A 15,565-nucleotide genomic window follows, 5' to 3' on the forward strand; every position below is an offset into this window, starting at 1 on the left:
GTGCTCATGAAAAACGCAGAGTCGAACAGCCCGTCTAAAACCCGCACCTAAGCGACGTCGCGGTGTCGAACCGAGAACGGAGACACGACACCGGCAACGCCGCCCGCGAACCGCAGAAACAGAATCAACAGAACGCGAGCCCGTCCGCGCCCCGTGGAGGCGTTCGCACGCACCATCGAAACAGGAGGAAACGTCATGCCGTGGTTCATCCTAGTGCTCAATATTGCCGCCCTCGCGCTCGTCTACGTTCAGGCGCGCGCCGCCTGGTGGCTGGCCTTCCTGGTCGTCTGGGTCGCAGCCGCGCATATCAGCGGCGCAACGGGCCCGGTGGCGACGACGTTGCTCGCGATTGTGTTCGTCCTCCCTGCCCTTGTCCTCGCGGTGAAGCCGCTGCGCCGCGCGTGGCTCACGAAACCGGTGCTCGACGTATTCCGCAAGATCCTGCCGGAGATGTCGCCGACCGAACGCGACGCGATCGAAGCCGGCACGGTCTGGTGGGACGCCGAACTGTTCTCGGGACGCCCGCACTGGGACACGCTGCTCGGCTACGGTCCCGCCACGCTGACGGCGGAAGAACAGACGTTCCTCGACGTCGAATGCGAACAGCTCTGCGATCTCGCGAACGACTGGGAAACCACCATGATCTGGCAGGACCTGTCGCCGCAAACCTGGCAGTACATCAAGGAACGCGGCTTTCTCGGCATGATCATTCCGAAGCAGTACGGCGGCAAACAGTTCTCCGCGTACGCGCATTCGCAGGTCATCATGAAACTCGCCACGCGCTGCTCGGCCGCCGCCGTTTCGGTGATGGTGCCGAACTCGCTCGGCCCCGCCGAATTGCTGATGCACTACGGCACCGAAGAGCAAAAGAACCACTATCTGCCGCGCCTCGCACGCGGCGAAGAAATCCCCTGCTTCGCGTTGACGAGTCCATACGCGGGTTCCGACGCCGCAGCGATTCCCGACGTCGGCATTGTCTGCAAGGGCACGTTCGAAGGCCGTGAAACGCTGGGCTTTCGCGTCACCTGGGACAAGCGCTACATCACGCTCGGTCCGATCGCAACCGTGCTCGGCCTCGCGTTCCGCGCGCTCGATCCCGACCATCTGCTCGACTCGAACGATGAACCCGGCATTACCTGCGCGCTGATTCCGACCGACCATCCGGGCGTGAATATCGGCCGCCGTCACTGGCCGTTGAATGCGGTGTTCCAGAACGGTCCGAACTCGGGCAAGGACGTCTTCATTCCGCTCGACTGGGTGATCGGCGGCCGCGCGCAGGTCGGCAACGGCTGGCGCATGCTGATGGAATGTCTTGCGGCGGGCCGGGCGATTTCGCTGCCGTCGTCGAATGTGGGCATGGCGAAGATCGCCGTGCGCGGCACCGGCGCCTATGCGGCGGTACGCCGCCAGTTCCGCACCGCCGTCGGCAAGTTCGAGGGCGTGCAGGAAGCGCTCGGCCGCATGGGCGGCAACCTGTACGTGATGGACGCCGCGCGCCGCCTGTCCGCGCATGCGGTCGACCTCGGCGAAAAACCGTCGGTGATTTCGGCGATCGCGAAGTATCACATCACCGAGCGCGCCCGCATGGTCATCAACGACGGCATGGATATCGCCGCCGGCAAGGGCATCTGCATGGGGCCGTCGAACTTTCTCGCGCGCGCCTATCAGCAGGTGCCGATCGCGATCACCGTGGAAGGCGCGAACATTCTGACGCGCTGCCTGATCATCTTCGGCCAGGGCGCGATTCGCTGTCATCCGTACGTGCTGAAGGAAATGGCCGCGACCCGCGAAACCGATCACGCGAAAGCCCTGCGCGATTTCGACGACGCGTTCTTCGGCCACGTCAGCTTCACGCTGTCCAACGTGGTGCGCAGTCTGGTCTACGGCGTCACGGGCGGCGCGGTGATCGCCGCGCCGCGCACGGCGTACGCGCCGCTGCACGCGTACTACCGCGCGGCGACGCGTATATCGACCGCATTCGCGTTGCTCGCCGATGTCTCCATGTTCGTGCTCGGCGGCGATCTGAAGCGTCGTGAACGCCTCTCCGGACGACTGGGCGACGTGCTGTCGCAGCTCTACCTGATTTCGGCGACGCTCAAGCGTTTCGAAGACGAAGGCCGTCAGCAGGACGATCTGCCTCTGGTGCGCTGGGGGGTGGAAGACTCGCTGTACAAGGCGCAACACGCGCTCGACGGCGTGCTCGCCAACTATCCGAACCGCCTCGCCGCGGGCCTCGTGCGCGTGCTCGCGTTCCCGTTCGGGCTGCCGTACCGCGAGCCGGCCGACAGTCTCGGCAGCGAGATCGCCGAGTTGATGCAGACGCCCGGCGCGGCGCGCGACCGCCTGGTGTCGGACTCGTACGTGCCGCATCCCGACGTGGATGCGCTCGGCTACGGCGAACTGGTGTTCCAGTTGAATCCGCGCTTCACGCAGATCGACCAGAAGCTGCGTGAAGCCGTCAAGCAGGGCCTGCTCGAACCGATGCCGCAAAGCCTGCCGCAACTAGGCGCGTGGACCGACGCGGCGCAGCGCCAAGGCCTGATCGACGCCGACGAGCGCCGCGTGCTGGACGACTATGCCCGCTACGGCGCGCACGTCGTGAAGGTCGACGACTTCCCCGCCGACTTCGACCTGTTCGCGAGTTTGCAGAAGCGCAAGGAGTCGCTCGAAAAGGCGTTGGAAATGGCAGCTTGAGCGCGGAAAGAACCGTATGAAAAAAACATCCGGGGATGGCGCACCCGTGGCGCCGAACTCAGTGCACACTGACACACGTTTGACGTCCCACAAGGGGGCCGGCTTCGAGGCACCCCTTGAAGTGGCGCTCAACGAGGCATGCCTTAACGGGGCAAGCTTCGAGGCGCCCGCCGGGGAGAATTCGTACGGGACGTGGCCAGCGGAGCAAATCACTCTATGAACGACTCATACCTGAACTTCGTCAACTCGCCGTTCGGCGCGCGCCTCGCGCGTTCGCTCGGCTTGCCGAAGCCCGAGGTGCTGCACCGCTATCGCGCGGACCAGCCCGAATTCAGCGGCATGGTGGCGCTCGGCGCGGGCCGCGAACCGCATCTGCTGGACGCGCTCGCGAATCTGGTGGCGAGCATCGGCGTGACCAGCGTCGCGCATGAAAGCGCCGGGCTATGGGTGCCGCTCGCGAATCGCCGCGGTTTGATGACCGGCCGCTTCGAAGCCGCGGATGGCGGTTCGCACGGTCGGCTTGCCGCGCTGCTGTTCGATGCGAGCGGCATTGAAGACAGCAGCCAGCTTGAACCCCTGCATGGTTTCTTTCACGACACGCTGCGCTCGCTCGGCAAGTGCGGTCGCATCGTCGTGCTGGGGCGGCCGCCGGAGAGCTGCGCGAATCCGCGTCAGTGGACCGCGCAGCGCGCGCTCGAAGGCCTCACGCGCTCGCTCGGCAAGGAGGCGCGGCGCGGTATCACGTCGAACCTCGTCTATGTCGAACGCGGCGCTGAAAGCGGGATTGAAGCGACGTTGCGATTTTTTCTGTCGCCACGCTCGGCGTATGTGTCGGGTCAGGTGGTGCGGATCGGCACGGTGAGCACCGCCACCAGCCCCACCTTGCCCCCGCCCGACTTCGACTGGACCCAACCCCTCGCCGGCCGGCGCGCGGTCGTCACGGGCGCGGCACGCGGCATCGGCGCCGCGATTGCGAGCGCGCTGGCGGCCGAAGGCGCGCACGTGATCGGCATCGACATTCCGTCGGCGCGCGACGCGCTCGACGCCACGCTGCGTCAACTGAACGGCACCGCGCTCGCGTTCGACATCGCCGCCCCCGAAGCGCCCGCACAGATCGCCGCCGCGCTCGACGAACAGGGCGTGGATATCGTCGTGCACAACGCCGGCATCACGAAAGACAAAACCATCGCGAAGATGACCGACGCCGCGTGGCAAAACGTCATCGACATCAACCTCAGCGCGCAGGAACGGATCGACGACGCACTGCTTGCCGCCGGCATTCTGCGCGACGGCGGCCGGATCGTCGCGGTGTCGTCGATCAGCGGCATTGCCGGCAATCTCGGCCAGACCAATTACGCGACGTCGAAGGCCGGCGTGATCGGCCGGGTGCAGAGCATGGCGCCGCATTTGCGCGCGCGCGGCATCACGATCAACGCGGTCGCGCCCGGCTTTATCGAAACGCAGATGACCGCGAAGATTCCGCTCGCCATTCGCGAAGCCGGCCGCCGCATGAACTCGATGAGCCAGGGCGGCCAGCCGGTCGACGTCGCGCAGACCATCGCGTGGCTCGCGCATCCGGGTTCGGCGGGGGTCAGCGGCCAGATTGTGCGCGTGTGCGGCCAAAGCCTGATTGGAGCGTGAGCATGGCCGAGCCCGGTGATCCGTTCGACGACAGCGGCGCATCCGGTGCATCGGGTACATCCGACGCATCCAGCGCATTCGGCGAGCGCCGGGCCGACGCGGTCCGGCCCAAAACCGTCGTGGTCGAACCGCTGCCCGCGCCGGCCAAACTCTATGCGCGCGCATTGTCGGGCATCGTCAAGCGCGGCCGGCCCACGCAACTGCCGGCGCTGCGCCTCGTGCGCCCCGCCGTCGCGCTCGATCCAGGCGCGGTCTGGCGTTACGCGCGTGTATGCGGCTTCATCCCCGAGCACGGCGTACCGCTCACCTATCCGCATCTACTCGCGTTTCCGTTGCATCTGCTGATGCTGACCGATCCCGCGTTTCCGTGGCCGGCGCTCGGGCTCGTGCATCTGGCTAATCACGTGCGCCTGCGCCGCCCGCTCGCCTATAAAGACCTGCTGCGCGTCGAGGTCGAGTTCGGCGCGCTGCTGCGTCACGACAAGGGTCAGGCGTTCGTCCTGCACACACGCCTGTACCGGCGCGGCGAAGCGGTGTGGGACGGCGACAGCGTCTATCTGAAACGCGGCGTGCCGGCGACCGGCAGCGCGCTCGCGCCGCTCGAACTCGGGCCCGAGGCGCTGCAGCGTATCGCGCGCTGGCAGTTGCCGTCGCAACTGGGCCGCGACTACGCGAAGGTCTCCGGCGACTACAACCCGATCCACCTCAGCGCGCTGTCCGCGAAAGCGTTCGGTTTTCCGCGTGCCATCGCGCACGGCATGTGGACGCTGGCGCGCGCCGCCGCCGCGCTGCAGCCGCCCAAGCCGCTCGCCGAAGGCACGCTCAGCGCCGAATTCAAATTGCCGATGCTGCTGCCCGGCGAGGCGTCATTGTGGAGCGCGTCGGCTTCGCTGATCGAACGGGATATCGAAGTGCGCGACATCAGCGGCGAAAAACCGCATCTGCGTGGCCGCATGCAGTGGAAACTGCTATGAGCCGCCGCATCACAACAAGAACCTCAAGGAGCCGAGCATGACCCACCCGCAGCCAGCCGTGCGCCGCGTCGCCATTGTCGGGGGCAACCGGATTCCGTTCGCCCGCTCGAACACCGCGTACGCGACCGCGTCGAATCAGGACATGCTGACCTTCACGCTGCAAGGCCTGATCGATCGCTACAACCTGCACGGCGAGCGGCTGGGCGAAGTCGCGGCGGGCGCCGTCATCAAGCATTCGCGCGACTTCAACCTGACGCGCGAAGCGGTGCTGTCCACCACGCTCGCGAAGGAAACGCCCGCCTACGACGTGCAGCAGGCCTGCGGCACCGGACTCGAAGCGGCGATCCTCGTCGCCAACAAGATCGCGCTGGGGCAGATCGAAGTGGGCATCGCGGGCGGCGTGGATACGACCTCGGACGCGCCGATCGGCGTCAACGAACGGATGCGCAAGATCCTGCTCGAAGTGAATCGCAGCCGCAGCACGGGGCAGCGCGTCGGCGCGCTGACCAAACTGCGGCCCGGCATGTTCTTCAAGCCGCTGTTGCCGCGCAACGGCGAGCCGCGCACCGGCCTGTCAATGGGCGAGCATTGCGAGCTGATGGCCAAGCGCTGGAACATTTCGCGCGAGGCGCAGGACGTGCTCGCGTACGACAGCCACCGCAAGCTCAACGAAGCGTACGCACGCGGTTTCGTCAACGATCTGATGACGCCGTATCGCGGCCTCTCGCGCGACAACAATCTGCGCGCCGACCTCACGCTCGAAAAACTCGCGAGCCTGAAGCCGGTATTCGACCGCGACGCCGGCACGCTGACCGCCGGCAATTCGACGCCGCTCACCGACGGCGCCTCCGCCGTGCTGCTCGCGAGCGAGGACTGGGCGGCTCGACATGGCTTGCCGGTGCTCGCCTATCTGAGCTGGTCCGAAACCGCCGCAGTCGACTATTTCGACAAGAAAGAAGGCCTGCTGATGGCGCCGGCCTACGCGGTGCCGCGCATGCTCGCGCGCGCCGGCCTCACGCTGCAGGACTTCGATCTGTACGAAATTCACGAGGCGTTCGCCGCCCAGGTGCTGTGCACGCTCACCGCGTGGCAGGATGACGAATATTGCCGCACGCAGCTCGGCTTGCCCGGGCCGCTCGGCGCGATCGACCGCGCGAAGCTGAACGTGAACGGCAGCTCGCTTGCCACCGGCCATCCGTTCGCGGCGACCGGCGGGCGCATCGTCGCCGGTCTCGCGAAAATGCTCGCGCAACTCGACAAGCCAGCCGGCACCGCGCGCGGGTTGATCTCAATCTGCGCGGCGGGTGGCCAGGGCGTGGTGGCGATTCTGGAGCGTTGATCCGCCGCACCTCGTTCGCCTCAACTAATAGTGTTGCTTCACGAAAGATTGCTGCAAACTTTGCTTTGGATTGCTTCGACGCACGCTCGGATGACTGGCCGCACGACCAGCACACAAACAGATGAAGCCACCGCTTCTGGAGACGACCGATGACCCAGCCCGCTCAAACCCCGCTCTCGCCCGCCGATCAAGCGTCGGCCGCCGTGAATGCCGCGCATGCGACCAGCGCCACGCACACCGCACCGAACACCGACGGCATCTGGTACGCCTCCTACCCGTCGGACGTACCGCATGACATCGACGTCGGGCAATACGAATCGATTCCGCAGTTCTTCGACGAGTGCGTCGCCAAGTTCCGCGAGCGGGTTGCGTATGTGAGCGTCGGCGCGAACCTGACCTACGGCGAACTCGGCCGCAAGGCCACCGCGTTCGCCGCATATTTGCAGAGCATCGGCGTGAAGCCCGGCGAGCGTGTCGCGATCATGCTGCCGAACACGTTCCAGTATCCGGTGGCGCTGTTCGGCGTGCTGAAAGCCGGCGGCGTGGTGGTCAATGTGAATCCGCTGTACACCGTGCGCGAGCTTTCGCATCAGTTGAAGGACAGCGGCGCGACCACGATTATCGTGTTCGAGAACTTCGCGAAGACGGTCGAAGACTCGCTGCCCGGCACCAAGATCCAGAACGTCATCGTGACGGGTCTCGGCGATCTGCTCGCCGACGGCCTGAATCTGAAGGGACGTGTGCTCAACTTCATGCTGCGTCACGTGAAGAAAATGGTGCCTGCCTACAACCTGCCGCAAGCGGTGCCGCTGCTCAGCGCGCTCGCAACCGGTTACACGCGGCCGGTCACGCCCGTGCGTCTCGCGCACAACGACATCGCGTTCCTGCAATACACCGGCGGCACCACCGGCGTCGCCAAGGGGGCGATGCTCACGCACAAGAACATCATCGCCAATCTGCTGCAGGCGAAAGCGTGGTCCGAAGGCCAATTGACCGGCGAGATCGAAACCGTACTCACGCCGTTGCCGCTTTATCACATCTACTCGCTGACGGTGAACGCGCTGATTTTCATGGGACTCGGCGGGCGCAACATCCTGATCGCCAATCCGCGCGACATGAAACGCGTGATGATGATCATCCGTCACGAGAAATTCACCGGCATGACCGCCGTGAATACGCTCTACAACGCGTTCCTCGACAACGAGGAGTTCTGCAAGCGCGACTTCTCGAACCTGAAACTCGCGATGGCCGGCGGCATGGCGACGCAGAAGTCGGTGGCCGAGCGTTTCAAGGCCGTCACCGGCAAGCCGATCATCGAAGGCTATGGCCTCACCGAATGCTCGCCGATCGTCTCGATGAATCCGGTCGATCTGAGCAACATGCGCGACTTCGAAGGCTCGATCGGTCTGCCCGCGCCGTCCACCCAGGTGCGCTTCAAGAAAGACGACGGCAGTTGGGCCGGCATCGGCGAAGCGGGCGAATTGTGCGTGAAGGGACCGCAGGTGATGAAAGGCTACTGGAATCGCCCGGACGAAACCGCCAAGGTGATCGACGACGAAGGCTGGCTCGCTACCGGCGACATCGGCGTGATGGACTCGCGCGGCTTCATTCGCCTGATCGACCGCAAGAAGGACATGATCCTGGTGTCGGGCTTCAACGTCTATCCGAATGAAATCGAAGACGTGATCGCCGCGCATCCGGATGTGCGCGAGGTGGCCGCAATCGGCGTGCCCGACGAAGCCCAGGGCGAGCGCGTGAAGGTGTTCATCGTCAAGCGCAACCCTTCGCTGACCGCGGAACAGGTGATCGCCCATTGCCGCAAGAATCTGACGGGCTACAAAGTGCCGAAGCTCGTCGAGTTCCGCGACGAGTTGCCGCAAACCAACGTCGGCAAGATTCTGCGCCGCGCGCTGCGCGACGAGGAACTCGCGAAGCAAAAGGCTGCCTGACAGGCAAGGCGCTTTGCGTCGCTTACTTTTCGGAGAGATTCATGAAGCACCGCCTGTCCGCACGCTCGCGCCGCCTGTCGGCGGTCATGGGTCTTGTCGGGCGCCGCGCATCGCGCACGGCGTCGTCGCGTGCAACGTTGGCCGGCGCGTTGGCGGCGCTGGCCTTCAGTCTCGCCGCGCCGTCCGCGTTCGCGCAAAACGACGACACCCCGCCGCCGCTCGATACCGCCTCCAGCGTCAAGGCACCGACCACGCCGTCGTCTCAGGTCGGCAAGCTCACGCTGGACCAGCAGGTCAAATGGCTGCGCGCCGCGCAACAGAGCGGTGCGCTCGAAAAGCTCGACGACGCGCAACTTGTCGCGCTGTTCCAGTCGCTCGATCCGCTGACCTTGCCGCGCTATATCAAGGAAGGACCGAACGGCTACCCGTCGTACGAGTTCACGATGTCACGTTCGGAACGCATTCACGGCCAGTGGCCCGACAAGCCCGATCACATGCTGGTGCGTCTCGCGCACGACCCGCTGCGGATCTACGCGAAGTGGCTGCCCGACGGCGCGCACGCGGGCCAGGAAATCATCTACGACGAATCCAAACGCACCGATGAAATGTACGGGCATCTCGGCGGCATCATGAATGTGATGCCGTTGTGGACCTCGCTGAACGGCGCGCTGGCTCGTGCGCAATCGAATCACCAGGTGCGCGATCTCGGCACCGAGTATATTGCCGCTCAGTACTTGTCGGAAGGCAAGAAATATGTCGAGGCCGGCCTGCCGCGCTCGACCCAGGTGGAGGTCCAAACGATCGACGGCGTGCGCGTGGTCGCTTTCACTTTCGAAACGCCGACCGGCCAGCCGCAGTTCTACGCGAAGAAGGAAACGCTCGGGCTCGATCTGCGGCATCCGTATTTCCGCACCGTCGAGTCGTATAACAACGACGGCAAGCTCTTCGAGAAGATCGTGTTCGACACCATCACGCCGAAAACCTTCGACGATTCGACCTTCGATCCGAAGAACAAGGCGTATAAGTTTTAGCGTTGAGGGTGGGCGGTGAAGACGAAGGCGACAGGGGCAAACGGCGAGGTTGATGCGTTGATTTTTCCGCCGTGTGCGTCGCACCGCTCGCACCGCCCGCACCGATACCCTGCGCGTGTGGCGAGTTGCTTGAGAACGAAATAATCGGAAGCCCGCGTGAGGCCGATCAACGACAGTTGCATCCTCAACGAAGTTCGATCGAGAAGCGGCGCGAGCGTCGTGTACCAGAGCGTGCCGACGTCGTCGTTCGCTTCGAAGAGCGGAAGCTTCAGACGGCTCGCGTAGTCGGCGAATGCGGGACCGTGCGTCAACGTGGTGTCGACAATCGCCAGCGTGTCGAGGCGCCCGTCGGCATCCGCAAGCAACGGCCACGCCGCACTCGACAACCACGCGCCGCTCATCATGAAAGTGCGTCGATCCATTGCCTGATCCTGTCGCCGCGAGTCGCGTACGTGCCCAACGCGCTCACGTATATCCCCGCCGATCCCGCCATTTCTCCGGCCAGATTCCCTGCTTACCCGGCGCGAGAATCCCGTTCGGATCGAGCGCATCCTTGATCGTTTCCGATAACCGCAACAACGCGCCGTCGTTGAATCCATACTGCGCGGCGGCAAAATCCATATACGCGAGATGCGTGCGATATTGACCGTATCCCGCCGCACGCGCATCGCTCATTAGCGAGCGCAGCAACGCGCCGGCCTGCTCAAGCTGGTTCGCGTCGTCGCGATCGAAAATCGCTGCAAAAATGTGATGCAGATGACGCACGCCCGCCGTAAATCCGCCGTAGTAATCGAAGCCGTATTCCGCGGCGCGCGTCTTGATCATCATGTATTGACGCAACGCGTCGCGCCCGCTCGCCGGACACACCGGCGCGAAGTCCACGTGCGCGCCCGCGCCGCCGCGCCAGTCGAGCATGCGAAACGCGCTCATCGCCGGAATGCCGGCGAGGTTGCGGTCGCCGCCCGCTACGGGTTGCGCATCGCCTGTATAGCGCGTGGCGGAAAACTTCGCCTGCGGCACGCGAGCGAACGCGCGCTGCACGATCGCGTAGCGCGCGTCGATCAATTCCGGCGTGCCGTAGAGCGCGAAATGCAGATTCCAGCGACCGACGTTCAGCTTCTCCAGCATGGCCGTCACCGCACTCTCGGGCATGGCGCCCGTGCCTTCGTACCACCGCGAGCGCGCCGACAGTCCCGCTGCGCGACGCAACCCGCCTTCGATCACCGCGTTGTTGCGGATCGTGTCGTCGAGCCGTAATGGCCGCAAGATTTCCACGATCGTATCGAGATCCGTTTCGTGCTGAAACTGGATTTCGCCGAGCAGATACGCGGGCGGTGCGGGCATCAGCCAGACGCCGAGCTTCGTGACGATGCCGTAATTCGACTGCATGAACATCGCGTCGAACGACGGCCCGTAGCCCGACCGATACAACTGCCATGCGGTGCCGATATCGATCCCGCCCATGCCCGTGCGCAACACGTCGCCGTTGGCAAGCACCACTTCCATGCCGCACTGCGTTGCCGCGTGATCGCCGTAGTCGGTGTAGCCGAAGCCGCGTTCGAGCGTATTGCCGACCACACTGCCCCAACCGGCTGCGGGCGGATCGACCCATAGCCGGTAACCCTTGTCGCGCAAATGCGCGTACAGATCGAAGTAACTCACGCCCGGTTCGACCAGCGCGTAGGCGAGCGTCTCGTTCACTTCGATGATGCGGTTCATCCGCTGCAGATCGAGCACGACCGATCCGGACAAACGCGGTGCCGCGCCGCCATACGCGAAGTTGCGGCCGGTCGAGACCGTCCACAATGGAATGCGGAATTCGTTGGCAATCCGTAGCACGGCGCGGATTTCATCGACGGAGGCCGGCAGCAGCGCCGCGCTTGCCGAAAACGCGGCGGTCTCGCCGGGCGCGAACGGATCGAGATACGCGGCGAGTCCCGCCGCCGACGTCACCACGTGCGGCTCGCCGACGATCGCCCGCCAACCGGCAAGCGCACGATCGAACTGCGCGGCGGAGACTTCCGGCGGCAGGCTACGGGTCAAGAGGTCTCCCTCGCGGGCGATAGCCGCCGCGCGCTAGCGATGCATGCCGCCACCCCCCATGTGCGCGCCACCGCCCCACACATGCACGGACGACCCGCCGTGCCAGCCGCCGCGACCACCCACGCCATACGATCCACGCACATAGCGGACATGATCCATGTGATGAAAATGATGAAAACGGTCGACGAAAATAACCGACACGCCGACCCCGAACACCACCGGCGGCCCCCAGTACCAAGGATCGTAGTAATAGGCCGGCGCGAGCGCCCCGGCGTCGTCCTGAACGATCTGCCAACTACCGTCCGGTTGCAGACACGCGCGTCCGCTAACCTGCTGAATGACGCCGTCGATTTCCGCCTGACCCACGACGAACCGGCATGTCGACGTATCGGCCAACGGCGCGTCCGCGTCCGTTTGTGCGCCGGCCGGCGCGGCGCAAAGCGCAGTGAGACACAGACAGGCTACGCCGGAACCGAGCCTCGTGCCGAACTGATGAAAGGTGAGCATGATGTCGCTGCCTCGACGCGTCGGCGTTGCGACGCGAAGGACGCATCGACACCGTAAAGACCCCGTCGGTTTGCCTTGCCCGAAACCTTGCGATAAAGACGCGCATGCATGTATCGGGGCATGCGCTTGCAGGATCCAGCAACGAGTAAACGAAGCGTCGCGCGAAGCTATTCCGGCCGGTCGCACGAAGCGCGACGTGTTTCTGTTACCACGTGTTGCAGCTCAAATGGCCGGTCTGGGAACGGCGCGTTTTTTATCGTTCATAGCCTGTCGCAAGACTCATCGCAACACGCGGTGCGCGGGCACGGCGGGTTGCAAAGTCACTGCCACGTCTCCGGTTTGCCGCCGAGCGCGCTGCATACGTCGACGGCAATGGAGCGCAGCTTGCCCTCCGCGATCGGCCCAGACAATGCGTAGCCCATGCCGTCGCTGATCCAGTAGAAGGTGCGACGGTTGCCGTCGCGGAACAGGCGGAACACGGTTTCGTCGCGCGCGGTGCCGGTCACGTACAGCGTGAGCCGCGCGCCGCCGGCGTTCTCGTACATGAACTGCGCGGCCGGCCCCGCTTCGCCGGGCAATAGACGCCCACCCACGAGCGAATAACCGTACTCCTGCAACGACGGCACCGACAACGGCCGGTTCAGGCGTTTGGAGAGCCAGTTGATCAGATGCTCTTCGTCGCTCGCGGCCACTTCCACCGGATGACGCCGCTCCGGCGTGTACACCGCATAGGCGACATCCGCCCGCTCGGCGAAGCTCGGCGGCTGGCCGCCCAGACCGCCCCACGCGCCGCCTGTCAGGCGCGGTGCGAGCGGCCCCAAAGCCAGCGCGATGCCCGCACCGGCGACGAGCCAGCATGCCGCGATACCAACGCGTTGCCACCATGGCGCCGCACGACGCACGACGATGAAAGTCGGTTCCGGTGTAGCGTTGGCATGACCGTTATATTCGCGGCGGTCGCGGTCGCGGTCGCGGTCGCGGTCGCGGTCGCGGTCGCGGTCGCGGTCGCGGTCAGCGCGGTCCCCATGCTCGCTACGCTCACCCTGTTCGGCGCGGTCGCTACGTTCGCCGCGCGCGTCATATTCACCCCGCAGCGGCGCACCGCACAGCACCCGCAGCGCGGCCTTCTGCGCGCGCCACGCCGCGACCCGTGCGGCGGCCTGCGGATGCTGCTCGAGTTTCGCTTCGAGCGCGGCGCGTTCGGCGGCCGGCAATTCATCGTCGACCCATGCCGACAGCGCTCGCAGATCGAGCCCGTCGGGCAAGCCGGCTTCGTGGTCGTCGTTATTCATCACGGATTTCTCACCACTTTCAACGGCGGAGTTTTGCGCGCCGACTCCTGCGCCGGCCCTTCCGTCAACAACACGCGCAAATGCTCACGCGCACGCGAGAGCCGCGACATCACCGTGCCGACCGGCACGCCGAGCGCACGCGACGCTTCCTGATAAGACAGTTCCTCCACCCCAACCAGCAACAACACCTCACGCTGCTCGAGCGGCAGGCAGTACAACGCGCGCTGCAAATCGCGCAGTACCAGACCGTCCACCTCGCCCTGCGGCGCTTCGAGAGTACGCCACGGCGCGCTGTCGTCGTCGACGGTAATCTCGCGGCGCCCGCGCAGCTGATCGATATACAGATGCCGCAAAATCGTGAGAAGCCACGCGCGCAGATTGCTGTTCGGACGGAACGCGGTCCAACGGGCGAGCGCACGCTCCGCCGTATCCTGCACGAGGTCGTCGGCCCATGCGCTGTCGCCCGTCAGTGCGCGCGCGTAGCGACGCAACTGCGGCAGCCAGGAGATCACTTCCGCTTCGAAGTTCATCCAGTCAGCGACGCTCCCAGGAAAATGCCGGGCCGCGCCAGGTTGGACGGGCTCCGCCCGGAGGAACTCGCGCGACATGGCAGGTTCGGGGGCACTTGCAATACTTGCAACGCTCGTTGCACTTGTGGCACTCGTTGCATCAATACCCGCCGCTGCTGCCGTTGCCGCTGCTGCTCGACGCACCGGTGTCGGTCGCCGAGGTACAGGCGCTCGTCGCGAGCGAACCTAGCGCAAGCGCGAGCACCACGAAGATGGCGGAAAGAACGCGGGACGATTTCATGTTGAGTCTCCTCACTGCCGGCGACATGCGTCAGCCTGGCATCCAGTCGGCCTCGCGCACAATGCGTCGCTGCCCTTCCTGTCATAACGCAGACGAGCGACGATTTATTCCGTTCGCGGCGTCGTCACGCGCTATCTTTTTTCCGCCATCGACGCCCCGAACGCGCGGGCATGGCGGAACAATGCGCCATTCATCGGCAGATTCGTAACGCAACGTTACAGCCAGGCGTTAACGGATGCTTATGTGCGCACAAGCCGTTATAGTGAAGCCAGTTCGCCCGTCGACGCGTTCCGCCCCCACACAGGGTAGAATCGCGGCGAACAACCGTTTTTCTAACCTGAATTGTCCATGGCTTCCGCAGAATCGCACCCGCAAAACGACTTCATGAACGCAGCGCGCAAAGAACGAAAGCGCGTCGAGATTTATCTCGTCAACGGCATTCGCCTGACGGGGTGCATCGAGTCGTTCGATCAGTACCTGGTGATGCTGCGCACGCCTGTCGGCCTGCAAGGCATCTACAAGCGCGCGATCTCGACGATCCAGCTCGACACCGGCACACGTCCGGCGCCGCGCACGGGGCGCCCGTCACATGGCGAGCACACCACGCGGGGTCCGCACGGCTCGCGTGAACCGCGTGACCATCGCGAGCCGCGCGAACCGCGTGAACCCCGCGAGTCGTATGGCGCACCGTCATCCGACCGTCCCGCACCCGACCGCAGCAGCGGCAGCACGTCAGACGGCCCCGTGGTCGTCACGCGCCGCCGGCGTCTGTTCGGCACGGGCGGTGGCGACGGCGGCAGCCACGGCGGCGGCAATCATGGCGGTCATAGCGGCAACAGTGGTAATGGCGGCAATGGTGGTAACGGCAACAACGGCGGCAGCGAGTAAGCAGCCGCTTCGGCGCTCGGCTATTCCGTAGGATGGCCGAGCCGCATCAAGATTTTCTCCAGACGCACTAGCTGCTGCTCTGTCAGTTCGAATCCACTCTTGACCGCCATCACGCGGCGGCGCCAATAACCGGCGTCCAGCATGCGTAGCGCCGGTTGCCGCGTGGCCCAATCCAGATGTTCCAGTTCTGCTTCCACGACGTGCAACGCGTTGAAGCGCGGCCCGCTCGCGGTTTTTTTCCGGTCCATGTTATTCGCTGCCTGGTGATTCGCGAGGGTCCGCGGGTGTCAGCCTGCGTCCCTGCCGAATTGGACACTGCCGGTTCACGTCGTGCGACAGGGTGTGAGCGCCGGCCCACGCGGCCGGTGAATGTCGCGGCCCCTTGCTTGCCGTTTAT

General features: G+C 65.0%; 14 protein-coding genes. 7 read left to right on the forward strand and 7 right to left on the reverse strand.

Translation table 11 applies throughout. From position 1 onward, the window contains the following. Positions 1 to 195 precede the first annotated feature (195 nt). The 6 genes from FA94_RS11110 (at position 196) to FA94_RS11140 (ending at position 9,628) form a co-directional block, all read left to right on the forward strand. Complete coding sequence (locus tag FA94_RS11110) at positions 196 to 2,694, forward strand: acyl-CoA dehydrogenase (protein WP_035550788.1); 2,499 nt, start codon at positions 196 to 198, stop codon at positions 2,692 to 2,694. Between the two features lie 216 nt (positions 2,695 to 2,910). After that, positions 2,911 to 4,335, forward strand: a complete 1,425-nt coding sequence (locus FA94_RS11120; protein ID WP_035550794.1) for a 3-oxoacyl-ACP reductase — start codon at positions 2,911 to 2,913, stop codon at positions 4,333 to 4,335. A gap of 2 nt (positions 4,336 to 4,337) precedes the next feature. After that, the gene (locus FA94_RS11125; protein ID WP_035550797.1) at positions 4,338 to 5,309 is read left to right on the forward strand and encodes a MaoC/PaaZ C-terminal domain-containing protein; all 972 of its coding nucleotides are present in this window, start codon (positions 4,338 to 4,340) and stop codon (positions 5,307 to 5,309) included. Between the two features lie 37 nt (positions 5,310 to 5,346). Then, complete coding sequence (locus FA94_RS11130) at positions 5,347 to 6,648, forward strand: acetyl-CoA C-acetyltransferase (protein WP_035550799.1); 1,302 nt, start codon at positions 5,347 to 5,349, stop codon at positions 6,646 to 6,648. Between the two features lie 149 nt (positions 6,649 to 6,797). Continuing rightward, positions 6,798 to 8,597 carry an AMP-binding protein gene (locus tag FA94_RS11135; RefSeq protein WP_035550802.1) on the forward strand — a complete coding sequence of 600 codons (1,800 nt, stop codon included), beginning with the start codon at positions 6,798 to 6,800 and terminating at the stop codon, positions 8,595 to 8,597. A 41-nt stretch (positions 8,598 to 8,638) separates the two neighbouring features. Beyond that, entirely contained in the window at positions 8,639 to 9,628 is a 990-nt protein-coding gene (locus FA94_RS11140) for a DUF1571 domain-containing protein (protein ID WP_035550805.1), read from the forward strand. Here the strand turns inward: FA94_RS11140 and FA94_RS11145 are convergent. The 6 genes from FA94_RS11145 to FA94_RS39115 form a co-directional block, all read right to left on the reverse strand. After that, complete coding sequence (locus tag FA94_RS11145; protein WP_035550807.1) at positions 9,625 to 10,050, reverse strand: hypothetical protein; 426 nt, start codon at positions 10,048 to 10,050, stop codon at positions 9,625 to 9,627. The two genes, FA94_RS11140 and FA94_RS11145, sit on opposite strands and share 4 nt — an antisense overlap. 43 nt (positions 10,051 to 10,093) lie before the next feature. After that, positions 10,094 to 11,671 (reverse strand): FAD-binding oxidoreductase, encoded by a 1,578-nt coding sequence (locus tag FA94_RS11150; protein WP_035550810.1) that lies wholly within the window; start codon positions 11,669 to 11,671, stop codon positions 10,094 to 10,096. Positions 11,672 to 11,704: 33 nt separating this feature from the next. Further along, positions 11,705 to 12,178 (reverse strand): hypothetical protein, encoded by a 474-nt coding sequence (locus FA94_RS11155; protein ID WP_035550814.1) that lies wholly within the window; start codon positions 12,176 to 12,178, stop codon positions 11,705 to 11,707. Between the two features lie 320 nt (positions 12,179 to 12,498). Continuing rightward, a complete protein-coding gene (locus FA94_RS11160; protein ID WP_035550817.1) occupies positions 12,499 to 13,470 on the reverse strand; it encodes an anti-sigma factor in 972 nt (323 codons plus the stop codon). Continuing rightward, positions 13,470 to 14,000 (reverse strand): RNA polymerase sigma factor, encoded by a 531-nt coding sequence (locus FA94_RS11165; protein ID WP_035550821.1) that lies wholly within the window; start codon positions 13,998 to 14,000, stop codon positions 13,470 to 13,472. Before FA94_RS11165 ends, FA94_RS11160 begins: the two co-directional genes overlap by 1 nt. A 139-nt stretch (positions 14,001 to 14,139) precedes the next feature. Beyond that, positions 14,140 to 14,280 (reverse strand): hypothetical protein, encoded by a 141-nt coding sequence (locus tag FA94_RS39115; RefSeq protein WP_176058015.1) that lies wholly within the window; start codon positions 14,278 to 14,280, stop codon positions 14,140 to 14,142. Positions 14,281 to 14,628: 348 nt separating this feature from the next. Between FA94_RS39115 and hfq the strand changes: the two genes are divergently transcribed. After that, complete coding sequence (gene hfq / locus FA94_RS11170) at positions 14,629 to 15,168, forward strand: RNA chaperone Hfq (RefSeq protein ID WP_035550824.1); 540 nt, start codon at positions 14,629 to 14,631, stop codon at positions 15,166 to 15,168. 20 nt (positions 15,169 to 15,188) lie between these two features. Here the strand turns inward: hfq and FA94_RS11175 are convergent, their stop codons facing one another. Beyond that, positions 15,189 to 15,416 carry a hypothetical protein gene (locus FA94_RS11175; RefSeq protein ID WP_035550827.1) on the reverse strand — a complete coding sequence of 76 codons (228 nt, stop codon included), beginning with the start codon at positions 15,414 to 15,416 and terminating at the stop codon, positions 15,189 to 15,191. Positions 15,417 to 15,565 lie beyond the last annotated feature (149 nt).

The sequence above is a fragment of the Burkholderia sp. 9120 genome, assembly GCF_000745015.1.
GTDB lineage: Bacteria > Pseudomonadota > Gammaproteobacteria > Burkholderiales > Burkholderiaceae > Paraburkholderia.